Origin of the sequence: Paenibacillus sp. FSL H8-0315 (genome assembly GCF_038005365.1) — a bacterium.
Classification (GTDB): Bacteria; Bacillota; Bacilli; order Paenibacillales; family Paenibacillaceae; genus Paenibacillus_AQ; species Paenibacillus_AQ odorifer.
Map to the genome: position 1 here is coordinate 3,618,923 of NZ_JBBOTA010000001.1, position 18,449 is coordinate 3,637,371.

Here is an 18,449-nt window from a genome sequence, read left to right on the forward strand (position 1 = left end):
TTAACATAGATAGAAAGCCAACAAAATGCTCGAAGCGGAGGGATCTGGGATGCAGCTGCAAAAAATATTCGTGAACGGTGAGAGACTGAAGAATACAATCGAGGCATTTGCCGATTATGGGCGTACAGATAAAAATGGCGTGACCCGATTATCGCTGACGGAAGAGGATCTTAAAGTTCGGGATTATTTTCGTGCCTGTTGTGAAGAGCTCGGAATGTCTGTGAAGATGGATGATATGGGGACGATGTATGCCACACTGGCAGGCGAAACTTCCGGGCCTCCGATTGTGATTGGCTCGCATATGGATACTGTGAAAAAAGGGGGCAGATTCGATGGCGTCCTGGGGGTTATCGCGGGTCTAGAGGTGGTGCGGACGCTTGTAGATTACGGGATTAAGCCGAAGGTTCCGGTGACGATTATGAATTTTACGAATGAAGAGGGGGCACGTTTTGAGCCATCGATGATGGCCTCTGGTGTGTTGTCCGGAAAGTTTGATAAAAGTGTTATGTTGAACAAAAAAGATCCAGCAGGCATCACCTTTGGTGAAGCGCTGGAGAAGAGTGGATATAAGGGAGAAATGAGCAATCGTATCACCGAAGCCACCGCTTATTTGGAGCTTCATATCGAGCAAGGGCCTGTTCTTGAAAAAGAGGAGCTGACGATTGGGCTGGTTGACTGTGTAGTTGGTATGGCCTGTTACGAGATTGAGGTGACGGGAGAATCCGATCATGCGGGCACAACCCCTATGGCGATGCGCAAAGATGCTTTGTTTGCTGCCACAGATATGATTATTGAGCTGCGGAGCAAGCTGGGGGCGCTCGATTCCGAGCTTGTGTATACCATGGGCAGAATGAATGTGCTTCCTAATATCCATACCGTCATTCCCAATAAAGTGATTTTCACCATTGAAGCCAGACATAAAGAGATGGAGATTGTGCGTGAAGTGGAAGCCATTATCAACGGTTTGCCAGAGCAACTGCTGGATTGTGAAGTAAGCAAGACTAAGCTTTGGGGCCGAGATACGGTGTGGTTTGATCAGAATGTGTGTGATTTGGTGGAGCAAGCGGCTCAAACCTTGGGTTATTCCAGTCGAAAGATCGCAAGTGGTGCAGGGCATGACGCACAATTCGTAGCCAGCTTTCTGCCATCCGCAATGGTGTTCGTGCCTAGCGTGAAGGGTAAAAGCCATTGTGAAGAGGAACTAACCTCTTATGAAGACTGCGAAAAAGGGGTAAATGTAGTGTTAGAAACAGTGATGTTGTTATTATCAAGATAGGTAATGTCACTTAATATAACATAATGCGATAAGGTAGTCGCTTTAATTTCATACAAAATCGTCAAAAAGGCACTCTATAGGGTGTCTTTTTTTATGAGATAATAAAGATGGTTGTGTTGAGTACCAAAATGGTTAAAGATTAATGGGCAGTTAAGTCTGATCCTTTGTGTAAAAACACAATCATGGTAGATAATATTTTAATTTTTTAACAAAATGGGAATGCTAATCATATGTTATCATTCTTTACATAAGGGATCTACATTAGATGGGAGAGATGAATGATGATTATCGGAGTACCTAAAGAAATTAAAAACAATGAAAATCGTGTTGCCATAACCCCTGCGGGTGTAGTTAGTTTAATTACTGAAGGTCATCAAGTGCTCGTAGAAGCTGGAGCCGGTGTGGGCAGCGGATTTCCTAACGAAGAGTATGTCTCTGCCGGAGCACAATTGATTGAGGATGCAGCAAAGGTCTGGAGCTCTGCTGAAATGGTGATGAAGGTAAAAGAACCATTAGCAACTGAGTACCCCTATTTCCGTCCAGGCCTTATTCTATTTACGTATCTTCATCTTGCTCCAGAGCCTGCCTTGGCTGCTGCGCTAAAAGACAAAGGCGTCTTTGCGATCGGATATGAGACGGTTGTTCATGGACGCACCTTGCCGCTGTTAACACCGATGAGCGAAGTAGCTGGCCGGATGTCCGTCCAATTGGGCGCGCAGTTCCTGCAAAAGAACTACGGCGGACAAGGTATTCTTCTTTCCGGAGTTCCTGGCGTTAGTCGAGGTAAAGTGAGTATCATTGGCGGCGGTGTAGTAGGTACTAATGCAGCTAAGATGGCTATTGGTTTAGGCGCAGATGTTACGATAGTTGACCTCAGTGCGGAGAGACTACGTCAATTAGATGATATTTTTGGAGCACAGATTAATACGTTGATCTCTAACCCTTATAATATTGCCAAAGCAGTGGCTGAAGCGGATCTGCTGGTAGGTGCCGTGTTAATTCCGGGTGCTAAAGCACCGAAGCTGGTTACTGAAGAAATGGTCAAGACCATGAAGCCGGGATCAGTGATCGTTGACGTGGCCATTGACCAAGGTGGTATTGTAGAAACCATCGACAGAGTGACGACACATGATAATCCCGTGTTTGTGAAACACGGCGTGCTGCATTATTCCGTGGCTAATATGCCAGGCGCTGTTCCTAAGACCTCAACTATTGCCTTAACAAATGTTACAGTTCCATATGCCCTGCAAATTGCCAATAAAGGTGTGATCAAGGCGATTCAGGATAATGACGGCTTAAGAAGCGGCGTGAATGTAGCCAATGGCAGAATCACCTGCCAAGCTGTTGCCGAAGCGTTGGGTGAGACACCTTATTCGGTTGAGCAAGCCATGGAGCAGACATTCACATTGATCTAAAATAGACACGTTCCATAATGGAATGAGCCAAACAGCAAGCTCTCTGCGGGGAGCTTGCTGTTTGGCGTTTCTTGCGGTGGAGACCGGGTGGAAGTTGGTCAGTACGATGTTAAAGTAAATAGATTGTGTTTCAGAGTAATTAGATACAGTAGTTGTTTGCTCGTGTGGTGTGATGGTGGATAGATTACGTAGTGAAGTTGGATGGATCGGGTGAAAGCTTTGATGGAGATTTCCGGGGGTTATTCCCTAAAAACCACTTATAACATTTGGTAATCACCAACAACTATTAAACCTTCCCAAATACCCCGACAAAACTCCCCACAAAACTCTCAACAAAACCCCCACCAAACATCCCCGTCCCAAACACCTTCCTCACCTAGCCGATCTCGTCCCTCACCTACACCAGCTATTTATCTTATAGTCAGCTAGGGGGATGCATACTATAATGAAATCACTCTAGAGTACAGGATTTGGTTATTCTTCAGGTGGGAGTGAAGCTAGTGACAGATAAGGATCCAGTATTTGATCGTTTCTTCGACAGTATGGAATCATTGGCAGATGCGATAAGTGAATCGCTCCAGTCTCAAGTTACCATTGAGGACAGCAATCATCATGTGATTGGCTACAGCTCGCATGAATTTGAGAGTGACTCCGCGCGGATTTCAACGATTATCGGGAAGCGTGTACCTAACACTGTGATTATTGGCTTGCGCAAAAAAGGGATTATGCAGCAGCTGGAGAGCGCGGCACATCCCATTCGAATTCCTGCAGTGCTGGAGGTGGGACTTGGTCCCCGGCTGGCCATTTGTATCAAACATCAGAAGGAAATTCTCGGGTACATTTGGGTAGTAGATACAGGCAACCTGGTAGAAGGGCATGCCGAAAATATCGTTGAGAAGGCGGCAGGTATCGTAGGCCGTTATTTACTTAAGCAGCGAGGCTGGAAAACGAAGCAGGACAAAACGCATGAGGACTTTTTCTGGAAGCTGATTACCTCCCACTACGACAACGAAGCAAATATTAAAAAGGATGCGGAATTTTGGTCCATTCTTTTGCCGGAAAAATATTATATTAGCGTGTTTGAAAGTGACAAGGTAATCGATGATCATTTAATACTCCGGTTTCGGCAGGTTATGGCATCTTATTCCGGACTGCAATTACTATTTCTGACGGCTGAGCATAATCGGCTGATTATTTTGTTTTCCTTCAGCTTTGTGATCGAGGGGGCGGGTGGATTATCTTCATTCCTGCATAAAACAATGGAGGATATGTATAAGAGTGAAGGCTGCACACTGGCTGCTGGCTGTAGTCTCGATTACACTGAATATATGTCCGCGGCTATTGCCTATTGGGAAGCGGTGTCCATTGTGGAGATCAAAAAGCTGCTGCCTTTTCATGGGCGGGAGTTGCTATTGTACGAGGAGATTGGATTTTGGGCATATATACCGGCTATTATGGAGCAAAAGCGCAGTCGAATTCGTAAAAGCCCGTTGCTATATCCGCTAAAAGAACATGATCGCGAGCATAAAAGTGATTTTCTCAAAACCATCGCTGTCTATTTATCATTAAGCGGCAATTTAAAGGAATCCGCGGCTTTTTTACATATACACACTAATACATTGCTTTATAGATTAAACCGAATTGCAGAGATTACGGGCAAAAGCTTGAAGGATACGGGTTATCGCACTTCTATTTTCCTGGATATTTTGACGGAAGAGACACGGCAGCTTAACCAGTGGTTCGTGGATGCCAGGGAATCATGAGAATTAAGCACCAACCCGGTGACGAACACGTACAATAACCTATATTTAGAACCTATAACATTGGAGGGACTAAGCATGGTGAAGGAAGTTCGTTCACCCGATGCCCTTGACTTTGAGCGCAAAATGAGAGAAAGCATCGTGGAATCGGCTGAAGCTTTAAATGAAAGTGGAGTGGATTTTGCAACATTTGATGATTCCCGCTGCAATCCGCAGTTTTGGACACGTACAGAGATTGGTGGGCTTCAGCTGAACACTGGCGTGGAACCCACAGTGGGGATTAAAGATATTTTTCGGAATGGTCATTTATATGCCTTTGAATGCGCGACAGCCATGGTCATTGTTATGTATCGGGCGACGATTGAAGCTATAGGTGAGGAAGCGTTTAATCAGTATTTCAAGGATTTGTTCTTATGGGACTGGAATTACGATGAGAATCTACGCTTAATTACAAACTACAACAAGGAACTAACGCAGCGGGGAGACGTTGTATATTTCAAGAATCCCGATCATGCTCCGAGCAAGCCAGAATGGCAGGGCGAGAATGCAATTAAACTCGAAAATGATCTGTTCTACGGCCATGGCATAGGGATTACTACTGGAGAGATCATCATAGACTCTCTGAATCAGGAAAGAGTATATGGGAGTGATATCTCGGCCTATTTAACGGATGAATCGGTGCATCCAGACTTTAATTACTTACAGCGGTTATCTGCAGGAACGGTTTTACCGGCAGCCAACAATAGAAGCTTCCGATACACTGTATGTTCAAGGATAGGCTCTAGAAACTATATTTATAAGATCTAGCGTCTGCCTATTTTATACTTACTGAGCAATGCAAAGAGGGGGCTCTTTTGTATTGTTCATTTTTTTATTCACAAAGGAAAGGGATAGAGCTTCAGATAACTCTGAAAACTCTATCCCTCTTTTTTAATTAAGGATTACCACGTCGTTTCTAATTTGTTATAGCTCAATAAAATCGTTGCGGAATTTCTCGAAATCAGATTTTCTGCATTCCAGCTCAAGGCGTGTGCCTGTTTCTTCATAGCTAGTAGATTGAACATGGGCATGTTCATTGAAATAAGAGACTACATTACCCCGATCAAATGGAACCAGAATCTCACACTGGACATAGTCCGTAAAAACATGGCTGCGGATCAGAGCGGTAAGTTCAGCCATTCCGCTATTTTGCTTGGCGGAAAGGTAGACGTTGTCACCTTCAATTTGCGGGTAAGGCAAATCAGTCAGATCAGCTTTATTATAGGCATAAATCGTTGGAAGCTGGTCAGCGCCAAGTGCTTTGAGCGTCTCATCTGTAACCGCCATATGCTGTTGATGCTGCGGATCGGAAATATCGACTACGTGAATCAATAAGTCCGCTTCGGTAACCTCTTCAAGAGTGGAGCGGAACGCTTTGACCAGATGATGGGGAAGCTGGCTGACGAATCCGACAGTATCTGTTAATAAAAAGGTTTTGTGATCAGGCAGCTCAATGCTGCGAACCGATGTCTCTAGTGTAGCGAACAGCATATCCTTGGCGAATACTTGTTTATGGGAACCTGGATGGTAAGTCTCTACCATGACATTCATTAAGCTGGATTTTCCGGTGTTCGTATAGCCTACAAGGCAGACGACGGGAACTTCATTTTTATGCCGTTGTTTCCGCTGGATTTGGCGTCTTGCTACTTGTTGTTGCAGTTCAACCTGTAAAGCAGTGATCCGCTCTTCAATTCTTCTGCGGTCCAGCTCTAGCTTGGTTTCACCAGCACCTCTGTTTTTAAGTCCAGCTCCGCCACCTTGTCTGCCCAGCGACTCACGAAGGCCTGTGAGGCGCGGCAGCATATATTGCAGCTTGGCTACTTCAACTTGCAGCTGTGCTTCCTTGGTCTTCGCTCTTTCCGCAAAAATATTCAAGATCAGAATGGTCCGGTCAATGACCTGACGGTCCAGTGCGGACTCCAAATTGCGGATCTGTGAAGGTGACAGTTCGTCGTTAAAAATAACAATAGGAGCATCGTGTGCTTCTAAAAGTGCCGATAATTCCTCGATTTTACCTGTCCCGATATAATGGGAGGGGTTAATTCGACTTGCCTTTTGACTAAGCTCTCCTACGACTTCAAGGTCACAGGCAGCTGCCAGATTGCTCAGCTCTTCCATCGAATAGGCGAAATTCGTTTCGTTCTGAAGCTGGACACCGACTATAATTGCTTTTTCTCGTATTTGTTCCATATATTTATTCATCCTCCAATAGTAAATAATAAACGCAAAAAAACACAGGCAATCTGCCTGTGCTTACGGTTCGTTAGAGGACGTCAGAGTTAGGGCCTTCCATAGGTAGAATGAATTAAACAACAGTCCAGTCGCAGGGAAGAGACACTTTGATCCCTTGCGAGCAGCAGTTGGCTAATCGGCTTCTATGGATGTTCAATTCTTAAAGGAATGGAGGTGAAGAGAATCCCCCCTACACGCTGTTGTTAAATTATCGGGTTACCTTTAAAAATGGGTAGACCAATCCTGAGTCCTCTGCACATGGGCAGAGCTTTAGCGCTATTCAATTAGCCGCGCAAAGTTCTAACTCGGATAAAGTCTATCACACGTAACCCTCCGTTCATAAAAAGTTAAATCGAGTTTACCACATTCGTTATTTAGTGGCAAATCTCTATTTATGCTCTGGAACATCTCTTGGATTTTAATTACACCCAATAATTCTAAACAATGTTTACATATCATATATGAATTGATATATAGGAGGTGTGATGACATTGCCTGTTCTGTCCACAAACACCATTATTAATTTACCAGTCGACGGTACTCGGCCAATAGATCAAGTAGTGATCAAAGTTGTCAACAATGGATCGGCTGGCGCGTTTTGTTATATTACGGGCTTATCCAATAGTGTCAGTCCCCAGGCCATTTTTGTTGAAGAGTTATTTGAGCTGCAATATCAGGAGACCTTAAGCAAGACCTATGTCATGGTAGAGGATTTATTCCAATTTAATTTTGTATATTCGCAGGAGCAGATGAAGATTCAGGTTTTCCTTGTTGATGTGGACGGTGTATGGACGGCCGTTGATCTTGAAGTGTTTCAAGTGAGCCGAATAACCTCGGAAATACGTGATAACGTGACCGTTACATCGACTGACTTCGCAGCGATCAGCTTTATGAGACGTCCTGGCTTTGCTATTCCACAAGGTCTTGCGGCTGAGATTCGACCGGCAGCTTTAGATGTTATGTCCAAAAGACCTGTGCGTTATATGGTCGTTGCAGGCGGGACCCTTGATGGGACCTTCGAGAATTATCCTACACCGACTACGGCTATTCCTGTCACGGACACGGCACTGCTGGTGAACTACACCTGCACTACGGTCACGGGTGGAAAAGTTATTATGCAAGGTACAGGATCAGGGATTTCTGGTGCGTATGCGAATCTGGCGGTTAATTTGCTTAATGAGCGACTCTCATACGAGTTCCATGATGAACCGGTCACATTGGTGGTAAACTCCCTCTCGGGCGGGGACGATCTCGCAGTCACCTTTAAAATGTCCGAGCAATGGTAATTATTCTTGAGAAAAAGGAACATTCGCATTTACGCGAATGTTCCTTTTTGCTAGTCATTTAAGTCTCTACGCAAGGTAAAGAGATCTTTCAGAGCCTCAGTGGACAGCTCGGTAATCCAGCCTTCCGAGCTGGAGATCACATTATCGCTGAGCTGCTGTTTATTCTCCAGCATCTCATCAATCCGTTCTTCGAGTGTGCCCAGGGCGATGAATTTATGCACCTGCACATCACGAGTCTGGCCCATGCGGTAAGCGCGGTCAGTTGCTTGATTCTCGACCGCTGGATTCCACCAGCGGTCGAAGTGGAATACGTGATTGGCTGCAGTTAAGTTCAGGCCAACTCCCCCAGCCTTGAGTGAAAGGATGAATACATTCGGCTGATCAGACGGCGGTGTGTCTGGGCGTGTAGACCCATCTTCCGCCGAAGGGGCTGGTGTCTGAAACCGCTCGATCATGCGGTCGCGCGCCTGTTTGGAGGTGCTTCCGTTCAAATAAAGGACGGGTTCGCCCAGCTCCTGCTGGAGAACCGCCTGAAGCATTTTTCCCATACCCACATATTGAGTGAAAATCAGGCAGCGCTCGTCTTCCGCGCGCAGCTCCTTAACCATGTCCAGCAGTCTTTCGAGTTTGGAGGAACGGTTAATAAGAAAGCTGGTATCCAGTTTATTGTCCGTATCAAGCTCAGGGATAGCTTCTTTTGTCACAAGCATCGGGTGATCGCATAGCTGCTTAAGCCCGGTCAGAGCCCCGAGAATTGCCCCTTTGCGCTCAATGCCTTCCAGCTTCTTCATCCGTTCCAACAGTCCGTTTACGGTTTGATCGTAAAGCGCCGCTTGTTCGGCTGTCAGATGAACATAGGTTTTCATTTCATTTTTATCAGGTAGATCGAGCTGTATATTAGGGTCTTTTTTCTTGCGGCGCAGCATGAAGGGTTTCACTAGATTTTGTAGGTCCGCTGTACGTTTCGCGTCGCGTTCCTTCTCAATAGCATTCGTGAATCGGTCATTAAAAGACTTGGCGCTGCCCAGATAACCTGGGGTTATAAAATCATAAATGGACCACAGCTCGGATAATCTGTTCTCTATCGGCGTCCCTGTTAAGGCGACCCGGTGTAGAGCTGGAAAACTACGTACAGCTGCGGATTGTTTGGTTTGGGCATTTTTGATATTTTGAGCTTCATCCAGGCAGATCGTCGCCCAAGTGAATTCCTTCAGCAGCTCTTGGTCAAGCGCAGCAGTTGCATAAGAGGTCAGTACCACATCGGCTTGCGAAGCTGCGCCATAGAAGAATCCCGCGTCCAGACGGCGGCTTCCGTAATGAAGCATAACATTCAACGAAGGCGCGAAGCGTTGCAGCTCCTTCTGCCAATTGCCTAACACAGAGGTCGGGCAGATGATCAATGAAGGCCAGCCTGGTGGGTCGGTCTGCCGCCGGGCTGAGCTTGCATCCGTGTTCTCTTGGATGTGTAGCAGATAGGCGATGAGCTGTACTGTTTTGCCTAGTCCCATATCATCGGCTAGACAGGCCCCCAGCCCAAAGCGGCGCAGAAAGGTCAGCCAGGCGAATCCTTCATGCTGATAGGTGCGCAGTTCCGCTTTAAGGCCTGCGGGTACGGGCGGCTTAGGCCATTCTGAGCGCTGGCCCAGCTGACCGATAAGGCTGATCAAATGCTCGTTCAGCTCTACCTCCAGACGCAGACGCGCGGCATCTTCTTGCAGCTGCTCTTCCGTAGCTTCAGCGTCTGCCTCTTCACCAGCTCCTAGTAAGTGGAGCTGAAGCACGTCTTGGAAGGACAAGCCTTGCGACTTGTCCATTCCCGCCATGGCTCTTTGGATTTGCGCCAGCAGAGCCGGATCGAGTGAGACCCATTTGCCCTTGAAGCGGACGAGCCGTTCCCCTCTTGCGACCAGCTCGGCAAATTCGGCTTCAGTGAGATCCGCATCGCCGATGGAGATTCGCCAATCGAAATCGATGATCGAATCGAGACCAAACAGCGACTCGCCGCCGCTGCGTTTGTCTTCGCCGGAGCTGATCTTTGCGCGCAGGCGCGGCTTTTTCCGGCTGGCGGCTTCCCACCACGCCGGCAGCAGCACTTGCCAGCCTGCTTCCAGCAGCCGCTGGCTCTCGGCCGTCAAGAACCGCCAGGCGATGGCATCGCTCAGCGGTTCGGCCAGCACATCGCCGCCCGCCGCGAAGCGCTCGGGCGGCAGACTGCCGCGGAGGCGCTCCAGCCATCCCGCGGCCCGTTCATGCACGTGAGCCGACCACGCGGTCGGCCACAAGCCGTACGGCTCGCCGTTATCGGCGAGCCTGATGGGAACAAGCGCGGATTCATCGCGCTTGTCCTGAAGGATCAGCTGCAGCCGCCAATAGGATTCATCCTCATCGGGCTCCAGCAGCTGTAGAGCGGGCCGGAAAGGCGCGGTGTCCGCCTTCCAGCCAATGGCGATAAGCCACGCGGCGGTATCCATGCCCGCTGCAAGTGCTCCGCTTCTATCGAAGAGAAGCGGAAATTCGCTGCGGAGGTCGCCGGCCTCGGCCTCCGTGCTGTAATAGCGCTGCGATACGGCGGCAGAGAACGCCGCACGTAATCCACGGCTAAATTCGCTGCCGCCATTTAGCGCCTCAAGGGCTCCTTTAGCAGTGTCACTGTCCACTGCCACCTGCGCAAGAGCCCCCTCGTCCCAAGTCCATTGCAGCCTCCCGGCGCGGTAGGCGGAGATGTCGGGAATATACTGTTTGTGCTCCAGACATATAGCCAGAAGTGGCGCCAGTTCTGTGAGGTGGGCGGCATCGCCCTCCCAGCTCCATTCGATATGCGCCAAAAGCTTCTGCTCGGCAAAGAAGGGGATGACCTGCTCAGCAGGAAGAATCACTAGCTCCACGCCTTCGCCAGCGGGCTGCACGGTTAACTCCGTACCATAAAAAGACGCCTCATGCCAGGCGAAAAGCCGCTGCTTAAGCTGCAAGCCCGGCACGAGATCTTCGCGCTCATTCATTCCAAATATTAAAGCATCGCCATACTGGCTTAATGCAAGCCGGATGGTTAGCGTGCGTAAATGCATGTTCATGGTATTAGCTTTCCTTTCCGAAGCTCCTCTTGCAGCGCACGGAGCCTGCTATGCCTAATGGCGAAGGCAGTGAGGAACTCTTCCCAGCGTTCTTCTTGTTTCAGCTTTTTATACAGCTTGGATAATCGTTTCAATAATTTCACAGCCGCTTTGTAGCTATGTCTGTTCTTATCCAGCACGAATCTTTCGGCGGCCTGATGGTAAAAGGGCAGCAGAACCTCAGGTGCATTCTTTTCCACCGGTTGGAGGTCTTTGACACGAAATTCGGAGGGCTGTTTACCGATGGACAGCTGATAATCCATCCAGGTCTGCCATTTCTCATAGGTGATTAGCTTCTCTTCATAGACTTCGCCAGAGATAGGTAACATGGTGGCTAGTGTATCCCACATTTGTGGCTCAGCTTCAGGCAGGTGGCGAACAGCTTCTTCCCAACTGGTTGAATAGCTATTGAGATTATAGAGTCTGCTGCTCAGCAGTGGACCGATCTGAACAAGCCAACCCACCAACCGGGACCAATCCCCTGCATCCAGCAGCGGAGAGGTGAAGCTCATGAGCTCATCGGGATGGAGACCCGGGCGCTCGGCAGCCTTATTCAGTAAGTCCCAAGCCTTCTGGTCATCCATCAGATAGTAATACATGCGGCTCTGAGCTAACAGCCACGCATGTTGTGACAGGGAAGCGCCTAATTCACCTTCTGCTTGCTGCAGCTGTTCGATTTCATTCAGGTAAAGCTTAGTTCCACCTGTATTCGGATAAATCCAATTTCTCCACAGCAGATCATAGCTAAGAGAAAAAGAGGGTTGATCCCGTGAGCGATCCCGCGACTCCGTCAACATCTCGCGCCGCAGATACGATAAAGTATCGATGACGTATGGCCATAGATCCTGCTCTTGCTCGGGGGACAGCGGAAGTGTCTTTTTTAAAAGACCTGTGATTACTTCCTGTAGCTCTGAGACTGCTACCTGTGTGTAATAACCAAGAGAAGGGGCGTAAGCGGCCTGACCGACGGATTGCGTGGAAGGCTTAGCGAGCTTTTCCAACAGATAAAGATGAGCATGCAGAGTGAACAGCTTCTCCGTTTCCGGAAGCATTTTTGGTTTGAATTTATTAATTGCAGACAAGGCCCGACTCACATATTCAGGATTTCGGGTAGTATGGGCTAGAGGGGAGATACAGAATTCAAAATACTCCCGCCACTCCATTATTTTTCCGCTAGCGATGCGGTTGGCCATCTCTTTCATTTGCTGCTGACGAGTTGCATCGGCTCCAATAGAAGTACTTGTTGCTGTACTTGATATTTTAGGCAAAAAGGATGCAGCTTTAGCGTTAGCCAAAACCTGTACAGATCTATTTTGTTGTTCGGCATAATTCAACAGCACGGCAGCCATATGCTTGCAATGACCTGATACTGGACAATTACAATGACAATTGGTGAAGCCGTCGAGATCAATGGTGACGCGGTAATCCTCTCTACCTTCAACTAGAGCGTTAATCTTACGAGGCTCCGTCATAGTAAACGGCTGCACTCGATTTTGTTTATAATATTGGAACCCCCGCTTGAGGGTAAGATCATCGAAATAATAGGCGACATTTTGGATGAGCTTACTCCACTGCGTATCATCCATAGGATAGGTTGGTTGCATACAATTGGTCTCCTGTAACGAAAATGGTCTTTAGTTGTCTTTCATTATATCACTTCTGCTGGCTTCATCTTTAAATCGTTAAATTTTGATAGATCGTAAGAAAACTCTGTTTAAAAGCTGGCGTGAAGATGATTAGAAGCTAATGGCTTGTATTGAACGGAAGGTCTGAACATATAATAATCGTACTGCAAGTTGGATCATGATTATATAGGTGTCATTTACGAAAGATCAAACAAAGGTCAAAATTGGTCAAATAAATAAAAAGAACTAATTTTGTTGTGGAAAATCAGCTAATTCGCCTGAATTTGAGCGATAATCGGCTTAAATCGGTTTTGTTATTCCTCGGGTAGGGGACTATAATAAGGTCATAGGTCAAATAAAGTCAAAGTCAATGAGAGGAGAATGGATAATGTTTGATATGGTTCCTTTTGGTAAACGTAGAGATGATGCTTTTGGTGTGCTGGCTAAGTCCTTGAATGATGTTTTTAATGATGATTTTTTTGCACCGATTAAGAGCTCCACGATGTCCTTCAGAACAGATATTCGTGAGAGTGAGCAGGCTTACCTGATTGAAGCTGAACTTCCTGGTTTGAAAAAAGAAGAAATCGACATTGATTATGCCAGTCCTTATTTGACGATTAAAGCGGTACGTAAGGAAGAAAATGCCGAGGAGAACAGTGAACATCAGATTGTACGCAGAGAACGCCGATATGGTGAATATGTGCGCAGATTCTATGTTCAAGATATTGCCGAGGAAGAAATTCGCGCGTCTTTGAAAGATGGAGTGCTGAAGCTGGAAGTTCCCAAACGGCAAAAAATGCAAGGTAAACGCATCGAGATTCAAGACGGAGATTCTAATTCTACGGGTTCGCAGTCTGAATAAGCATAAATTAAGCGGAATGAACTTCCGCTCAGTCTTTTAGAGATGGCAGCGGGCTTTTAATATAGTGTTATGAATAGAAGGCGCATTGTAGTGGAGGATTCCGGCTATGGTGCGTCTTTTCTCGGAGTGCAATGGTGGTCAATATGAGAATAGGGATGGAAAGGAGGAAGCGCGAGTGGCTAGTAAAAGCTATTATGATGCTTTGGGTGTGAGCAAAAAAGCTACTAAACAGGAAATTAAAAAGGCTTATCAGAAGCTTGCCAAGAAGTGGCATCCCGATGTTAACAAAGCCCCTGAGGCAGAGGCGAAATTCAAAGAAGCAGCTGAAGCCTATGAAGTGCTTGGTAATGAGGATAAACGGAAACTCTATGATGAAGAGCTGCTTTATGGAGCTCAACGTGGCAGAGCTAGTGGAGGGGCGGCGAGTGGAGCCTCCTCTTGGGATTCAAACTTTGGTGGAAGTGGAAGCTGGAACGGTGGAACTTATTCAACAGGAGGTTCTGGTATTTCGGAGGAAGATTTATTCGGGATGTTTTTTGGGAATCGGGGCTCGGCGGATCGGGCTGGCTTTGATTTTTTCTCGGGAAGTGGAACGGGGCGTGCGAATGGCAATCCGTGGGGCGAGGCCCGTAGTACCATGCAGGCGCAGCTGGATATTACCTTGGAGCAGGCTTATAAAGGTGCCACTGTAAGAGTACAGGTCAGTGACAAAACGGTGGATGTGAACATTCCGCCTAGATCCTATGAGGGTACAATTATTAAAATCGCGGGAAACACTCCGGGTGGCGACGTGTTGCTGGCACTTCATATTCTTCCTCATGATATTTATGAGATTCGCGATGGCGACTTATATGGCATGGTTGAAATCGCTCCTTGGCAAGCGGTATTGGGTGGAGAAGTGAAGGTTCCATTACCGGGGGGCGGCGCCGTGAAATTGAAGATTCCAGCAGGAATTCAGAGCGGCAAAACGCTACGTATCCCCGGCAAGGGCTTAAAACGTGAGAATGGTGCGAACGGCGATATTTTATTTGGAATTGAGATTGTTATCCCTGAACCTATCAGCGAAGCGGAGAAAAATCTCTACCGAAAGCTGGCAGACTCCAGCCCTTTCGAAGCCAGAGCTAAACGTCAAAGCACTGGCACCCAGCGGCAGAAGGCGAAAGTGGGTAATTAATAGATAGGTAGAAGAGGTAGAGGTGAGGTGATTTCACTCGTTTGTGATCAACTCTGGTTGGTGAATAAGGTGATTTGAATGCTAGTTGCAGAACAGTAACTTATTTAGCCACTAACTATAAATGAACGTTTCGCTCAAACGGTGAAAGTCGGAACTATGGTGGGAAAAGAGTGCCAAAAGTGCTTTCGAAAGTGCCTTCGAGAGTGCCAAACTGGGATCGATGGTCGAAAAGAAAGGCAAAAATGCCTTAGAAAGCGCTGAATTAAGCTCGTTGGTCGAAAAGAAAGGCAAAAGTGCCTTCGAAAGTGCCGAAATAGGCTCGATGTGCGAAAAAAGAAGCAAAAGTGCCTTAGAAAGCGCCGAATTGGGCACGATGGTCGAAAAGAGAAGCAAAAGTGCCTTAGAAAGCGCTGAATGAGGCTCGATGTGCGAAAAAAGAAGCAAAAATGCCTTAGAAAGTACTGGCGAGGGCTCATTGGTCGAAAAGAGAGGCAAAAGTGCCTTAGAAAGCGCCGGATGGAGATCGTTGGTCGAAAAGAGAAGCAAAAGTGCCTTAAAAAGTGCCGAATTGGGCTCGTAGGTCGAAAAGAACGGTATAAATCCCGTAGAATGAGCGCAAACCAGCCAGTTACTCGAAAAGAGCGGTAAAAATCCCGCAGAATGAGCGCAAACCAGCCAGTTACTCGAAAAGAGCGGTAAAAATCCCGTAGAATGAGCGCAAACCAACTAGTTACTCAAAAAGAGCGGTAAAAATCCCGTAGAATGAGCGCAAACCAGTTAGTTACTCGAAAAGAACGGTAAAAATCCCGTAGAATGAGCGCAAACCAGTTAGTTACTCGAAAAGAGCGGTGAAAATCCCGTAGAATGAGCGCAAACCAGCCAGTTACTCGAAATAAGCGGGATAAATCCCGCTAAATTAACCTATCCCCGACCAAAAAGGCCGATTTAATATAATCACTCTTAAATAGAAAGGTGAGAGAGCTATGGATTTCAATAAATTAACTCAAAAGCTGCAGGAAGCAGTAGCTGCGGCGCAGTCGCTGGCATCAGACAGCGGTCATCAGGAGATCGATAATCTCCATCTGTTAAAAGCGTTGCTCCAGCAGCAAGAAGGATTGCTGCCAAGATTGCTGCAAAAGATGAATATCCCTGTGGCTGAGCTGATGCGCAGCACAGATGAACTGCTTCAACGCAAGCCGAGCATCAGCGGGTCAGGAGCAAGCACGGTAAGGCGTTACGCCTCGCAATCGCTGATTCATCTACTGGAGCAGGCGGAGAAGGAAGCGGCGAAGATGCAGGATGAGTTTGTTTCTGTGGAGCATGCGGTGCTGGCAATGGTGTCGGATTCGAGCGGGGAGAATCGTGAGCTAAGGGATCTTTTTGTCCGCCGTGGGCTGACCCGTGAGAAGCTGATGTCGGTGCTTGCTGAGATTCGTGGACATCAGCGGGTAACCAGCCGGGAGCCAGAAGCTACTTATGAGGTGCTGGAGAAATACGGCCGTGATCTTGTAGCAGAGGTTCGCGCGGGCAAGATTGATCCAGTCATTGGTCGTGATGGCGAGATCCGCCGAGTAATCCGGATTTTGTCCCGTAAAACGAAAAATAACCCTGTGCTGATCGGTGAACCAGGTGTAGGGAAAACAGCCATTGTGGAAGGCTTGGCCCACCGGATCGTGCGCAAAGACGTGCCAGAGGGGCTGAAGGATAAGACGATTTTTTCACTGGATATGAGTTCACTTGTGGCAGGCGCGAAGTTCCGTGGTGAATTCGAAGAACGCCTGCAGGCGGTATTGAGGGAGGTTCGCGAAAGTAACGGCCGCATTATTCTTTTTATTGATGAGCTGCATACGATTGTGGGCGCAGGTAAAACCGAAGGCTCGATGGATGCGGGCAATATGCTGAAGCCGATGTTGGCCCGGGGTGAGCTGCACTGTATCGGTGCCACAACGCTCGATGAATATCGCAAATATATAGAGAAGGACCCTGCGCTGGAGCGCCGTTTCCAACAGGTGCTCGTGAGCGAACCCGATGTAGAGGATACTATCTCCATTTTGCGTGGTCTGAAGGAGCGGTTTGAAGTCCACCACGGGGTCAAAATCCATGACAGCGCCCTAGTAGCCGCAGGGGTATTGTCCAATCGTTACATTACGGATCGATTTTTACCGGATAAGGCGATTGACCTAGTGGACGAGGCTTGCGCCATGATCCGCACAGAGATAGACTCCATGCCGGGTGAGATGGATGAAGTGACCCGCCGCCTGATGCAGATGGAGATTGAAGAAGCAGCGCTAAAAAAAGAAACCGATGACGCCAGCAAACGCCGTCTCGAAATATTGCAGCGCGAGCTCGCTGACCTGAAGGAGAAGCAGCTAGGAATGACGGCGCGCTGGGAGAAAGAGAAGTCGGCCATCCAAGGGATTCGCGACCTCAAAAAACGGCTGGAGCAAGCACGTAAGGATCTGGTCGATGCACAGGAGGAATATGATCTTAATAAGTCAGCCGAACTGAGCTACGGCATTATTCCTGATCTGGAGCGTCAGCTGAAAACAGCGGAAGAAGCGGCACAGCAAGACCAGGATACAAGATTGCTACGTGAGGCTGTTACTGAAGAGGAAATCGCAGATATTGTCTCCCGCTGGACCGGCGTTCCAGTTAGCCGACTGGTAGAAGGCGAGCGGGATAAGCTCCTGCGTCTGGAGGATACGCTGCATGAACGGGTAGTGGGCCAAGACGAAGCTGTCAGCTTGGTGGCCGATGCAGTGCTTCGGGCAAGAGCAGGAATCAAAGATCCGAATCGCCCGATTGGCTCATTCCTGTTCCTTGGCCCGACGGGTGTAGGGAAGACTGAGCTCGCTAAGTCGCTTGCGGTATCTCTTTTTGACCGCGAAGATGGCATGATCCGTATAGATATGTCGGAGTATATGGAAAAGCATAGTGTCTCCCGTCTCGTCGGCGCACCTCCAGGATATGTTGGATATGAGGAAGGCGGGCAGCTCACGGAAGCTGTGCGGCGTCAGCCTTATACTGTAGTGCTGCTCGATGAAGTGGAGAAGGCGCATCCCGATGTGTTTAACATTCTGTTGCAGCTGCTTGATGATGGACGGCTGACTGATTCACAGGGCCGAATGGTTGACTTCAAGAATACAATCATCATTATGACTTCCAATATCGGTTCACCCCATCTGATTCAAGGCACCGATGAAAAAGGTCAGCTCACGGAAGCTGCCAAGGATAGAGTGATGAAGGAACTGAGTGGTCATTTCCGTCCAGAGTTCCTGAACCGGGTGAATGACATTGTAATGTTCAAGCCGCTGACACTGGGTGAGATCGAGAAAATTGTGGACAAACTGGTGGATGGATTGCGTCTACGTCTGGCAGAACGGGAGATCGGGCTGGCATTAACTGAATCGGCGGTGCGTTTTATCGCTAAGGAAGGTTTTGATCCTGTGTATGGGGCAAGACCGTTGAAAAGATTTATCCAGCGCAGCTTGGAGACACGTGTGGCGCGTGCGATTATTGCTGGTGAAGCCGCAGAGGGATCAGTTATTCAGGTGGATGAATCCGGCAACGAGCTGACAGTAACCATTCTGAAGCCAGAAGTCGATGGACCAGAGAGTTCTGAATTGAGTTCTGAATAAAAAAAGGCGTTCACAAAACCCTAATGGTTTTG

Annotated in this window: 12 protein-coding genes; 8 read left to right on the plus strand and 4 right to left on the minus strand. The window is 47.9% G+C overall.

The annotated features are described in order from the left end of the window. Positions 1 to 49: 49 nt before the first annotated feature. The 4 genes from MHB56_RS15800 to MHB56_RS15815 all read left to right on the plus strand — a co-directional run bounded on the left by MHB56_RS15800 (position 50) and on the right by MHB56_RS15815 (position 5,258). On the plus strand, positions 50 to 1,276 hold the full coding sequence (locus tag MHB56_RS15800) for a Zn-dependent hydrolase (RefSeq protein ID WP_076192557.1): 1,227 nt from the start codon (positions 50 to 52) through the stop codon (positions 1,274 to 1,276). 281 nt (positions 1,277 to 1,557) lie between these two features. Then, complete coding sequence (gene ald, locus MHB56_RS15805) at positions 1,558 to 2,691, plus strand: alanine dehydrogenase (RefSeq protein ID WP_038568222.1); 1,134 nt, start codon at positions 1,558 to 1,560, stop codon at positions 2,689 to 2,691. A gap of 500 nt (positions 2,692 to 3,191) precedes the next feature. After that, positions 3,192 to 4,454 carry a PucR family transcriptional regulator gene (locus MHB56_RS15810; RefSeq protein WP_341143737.1) on the plus strand — a complete coding sequence of 421 codons (1,263 nt, stop codon included), beginning with the start codon at positions 3,192 to 3,194 and terminating at the stop codon, positions 4,452 to 4,454. Between the two features lie 75 nt (positions 4,455 to 4,529). After that, a complete protein-coding gene (locus MHB56_RS15815; protein WP_076139027.1) occupies positions 4,530 to 5,258 on the plus strand; it encodes a hypothetical protein in 729 nt (242 codons plus the stop codon). 156 nt (positions 5,259 to 5,414) lie between these two features. Here the strand turns inward: MHB56_RS15815 and hflX are convergent, their stop codons facing one another. Further along, a complete protein-coding gene (gene hflX, locus MHB56_RS15820) occupies positions 5,415 to 6,680 on the minus strand; it encodes a GTPase HflX (RefSeq protein ID WP_076192553.1) in 1,266 nt (421 codons plus the stop codon). 527 nt (positions 6,681 to 7,207) lie between these two features. Between hflX and MHB56_RS15825 the strand changes: the two genes are divergently transcribed. Then, entirely contained in the window at positions 7,208 to 8,008 is an 801-nt protein-coding gene (locus MHB56_RS15825) for a hypothetical protein (protein ID WP_076186200.1), read from the plus strand. A gap of 50 nt (positions 8,009 to 8,058) precedes the next feature. Here the strand turns inward: MHB56_RS15825 and MHB56_RS15830 are convergent, their stop codons facing one another. Continuing rightward, positions 8,059 to 11,079: a DEAD/DEAH box helicase gene (locus tag MHB56_RS15830; RefSeq protein ID WP_339170805.1), complete on the minus strand. Its 3,021-nt coding sequence runs from the start codon at positions 11,077 to 11,079 to the stop codon at positions 8,059 to 8,061. Then, complete coding sequence (locus MHB56_RS15835; protein WP_076282393.1) at positions 11,076 to 12,722, minus strand: SWIM zinc finger family protein; 1,647 nt, start codon at positions 12,720 to 12,722, stop codon at positions 11,076 to 11,078. The genes MHB56_RS15830 and MHB56_RS15835 overlap by 4 nt, the downstream gene beginning before the upstream one ends. A 409-nt stretch (positions 12,723 to 13,131) precedes the next feature. Between MHB56_RS15835 and MHB56_RS15840 the strand changes: the two genes are divergently transcribed. Further along, entirely contained in the window at positions 13,132 to 13,605 is a 474-nt protein-coding gene (locus tag MHB56_RS15840) for an Hsp20/alpha crystallin family protein (RefSeq protein WP_076220418.1), read from the plus strand. Positions 13,606 to 13,780: 175 nt separating this feature from the next. Next, positions 13,781 to 14,779 carry a DnaJ C-terminal domain-containing protein gene (locus tag MHB56_RS15845; protein WP_175618984.1) on the plus strand — a complete coding sequence of 333 codons (999 nt, stop codon included), beginning with the start codon at positions 13,781 to 13,783 and terminating at the stop codon, positions 14,777 to 14,779. A gap of 111 nt (positions 14,780 to 14,890) precedes the next feature. Here the strand turns inward: MHB56_RS15845 and MHB56_RS15850 are convergent, their stop codons facing one another. Then, complete coding sequence (locus MHB56_RS15850) at positions 14,891 to 15,505, minus strand: hypothetical protein (protein WP_341143738.1); 615 nt, start codon at positions 15,503 to 15,505, stop codon at positions 14,891 to 14,893. 257 nt (positions 15,506 to 15,762) lie between these two features. Here MHB56_RS15850 and clpB point away from each other — a divergent pair, with 257 nt between their 5' ends. After that, the gene (gene clpB, locus MHB56_RS15855) at positions 15,763 to 18,417 is read left to right on the plus strand and encodes an ATP-dependent chaperone ClpB (RefSeq protein ID WP_341143739.1); all 2,655 of its coding nucleotides are present in this window, start codon (positions 15,763 to 15,765) and stop codon (positions 18,415 to 18,417) included. The last annotated feature ends 32 nt before the right edge of the window (positions 18,418 to 18,449 follow it).

What these genes read in the sequence shown, in the direction of transcription:
- MHB56_RS15800 (WP_076192557.1), top strand. Translation starts at nt 50, where the DNA reads ATGCAGCTGCAAAAAATATTCGTGAACGGTGAGAGACTGAAGAATACA.
- ald (WP_038568222.1), top strand. Translation starts at nt 1,558, where the DNA reads ATGATTATCGGAGTACCTAAAGAAATTAAAAACAATGAAAATCGTGTT.
- MHB56_RS15815 (WP_076139027.1), top strand. Translation starts at nt 4,530, where the DNA reads ATGGTGAAGGAAGTTCGTTCACCCGATGCCCTTGACTTTGAGCGCAAA.
- hflX (WP_076192553.1), bottom strand. Translation starts at nt 6,680, where the DNA reads ATGGAACAAATACGAGAAAAAGCAATTATAGTCGGTGTCCAGCTTCAG.
- MHB56_RS15825 (WP_076186200.1), top strand. Translation starts at nt 7,208, where the DNA reads ATGACATTGCCTGTTCTGTCCACAAACACCATTATTAATTTACCAGTC.
- MHB56_RS15830 (WP_339170805.1), bottom strand. Translation starts at nt 11,079, where the DNA reads ATGAACATGCATTTACGCACGCTAACCATCCGGCTTGCATTAAGCCAG.
- MHB56_RS15835 (WP_076282393.1), bottom strand. Translation starts at nt 12,722, where the DNA reads ATGCAACCAACCTATCCTATGGATGATACGCAGTGGAGTAAGCTCATC.
- MHB56_RS15840 (WP_076220418.1), top strand. Translation starts at nt 13,132, where the DNA reads ATGTTTGATATGGTTCCTTTTGGTAAACGTAGAGATGATGCTTTTGGT.
- clpB (WP_341143739.1), top strand. Translation starts at nt 15,763, where the DNA reads ATGGATTTCAATAAATTAACTCAAAAGCTGCAGGAAGCAGTAGCTGCG.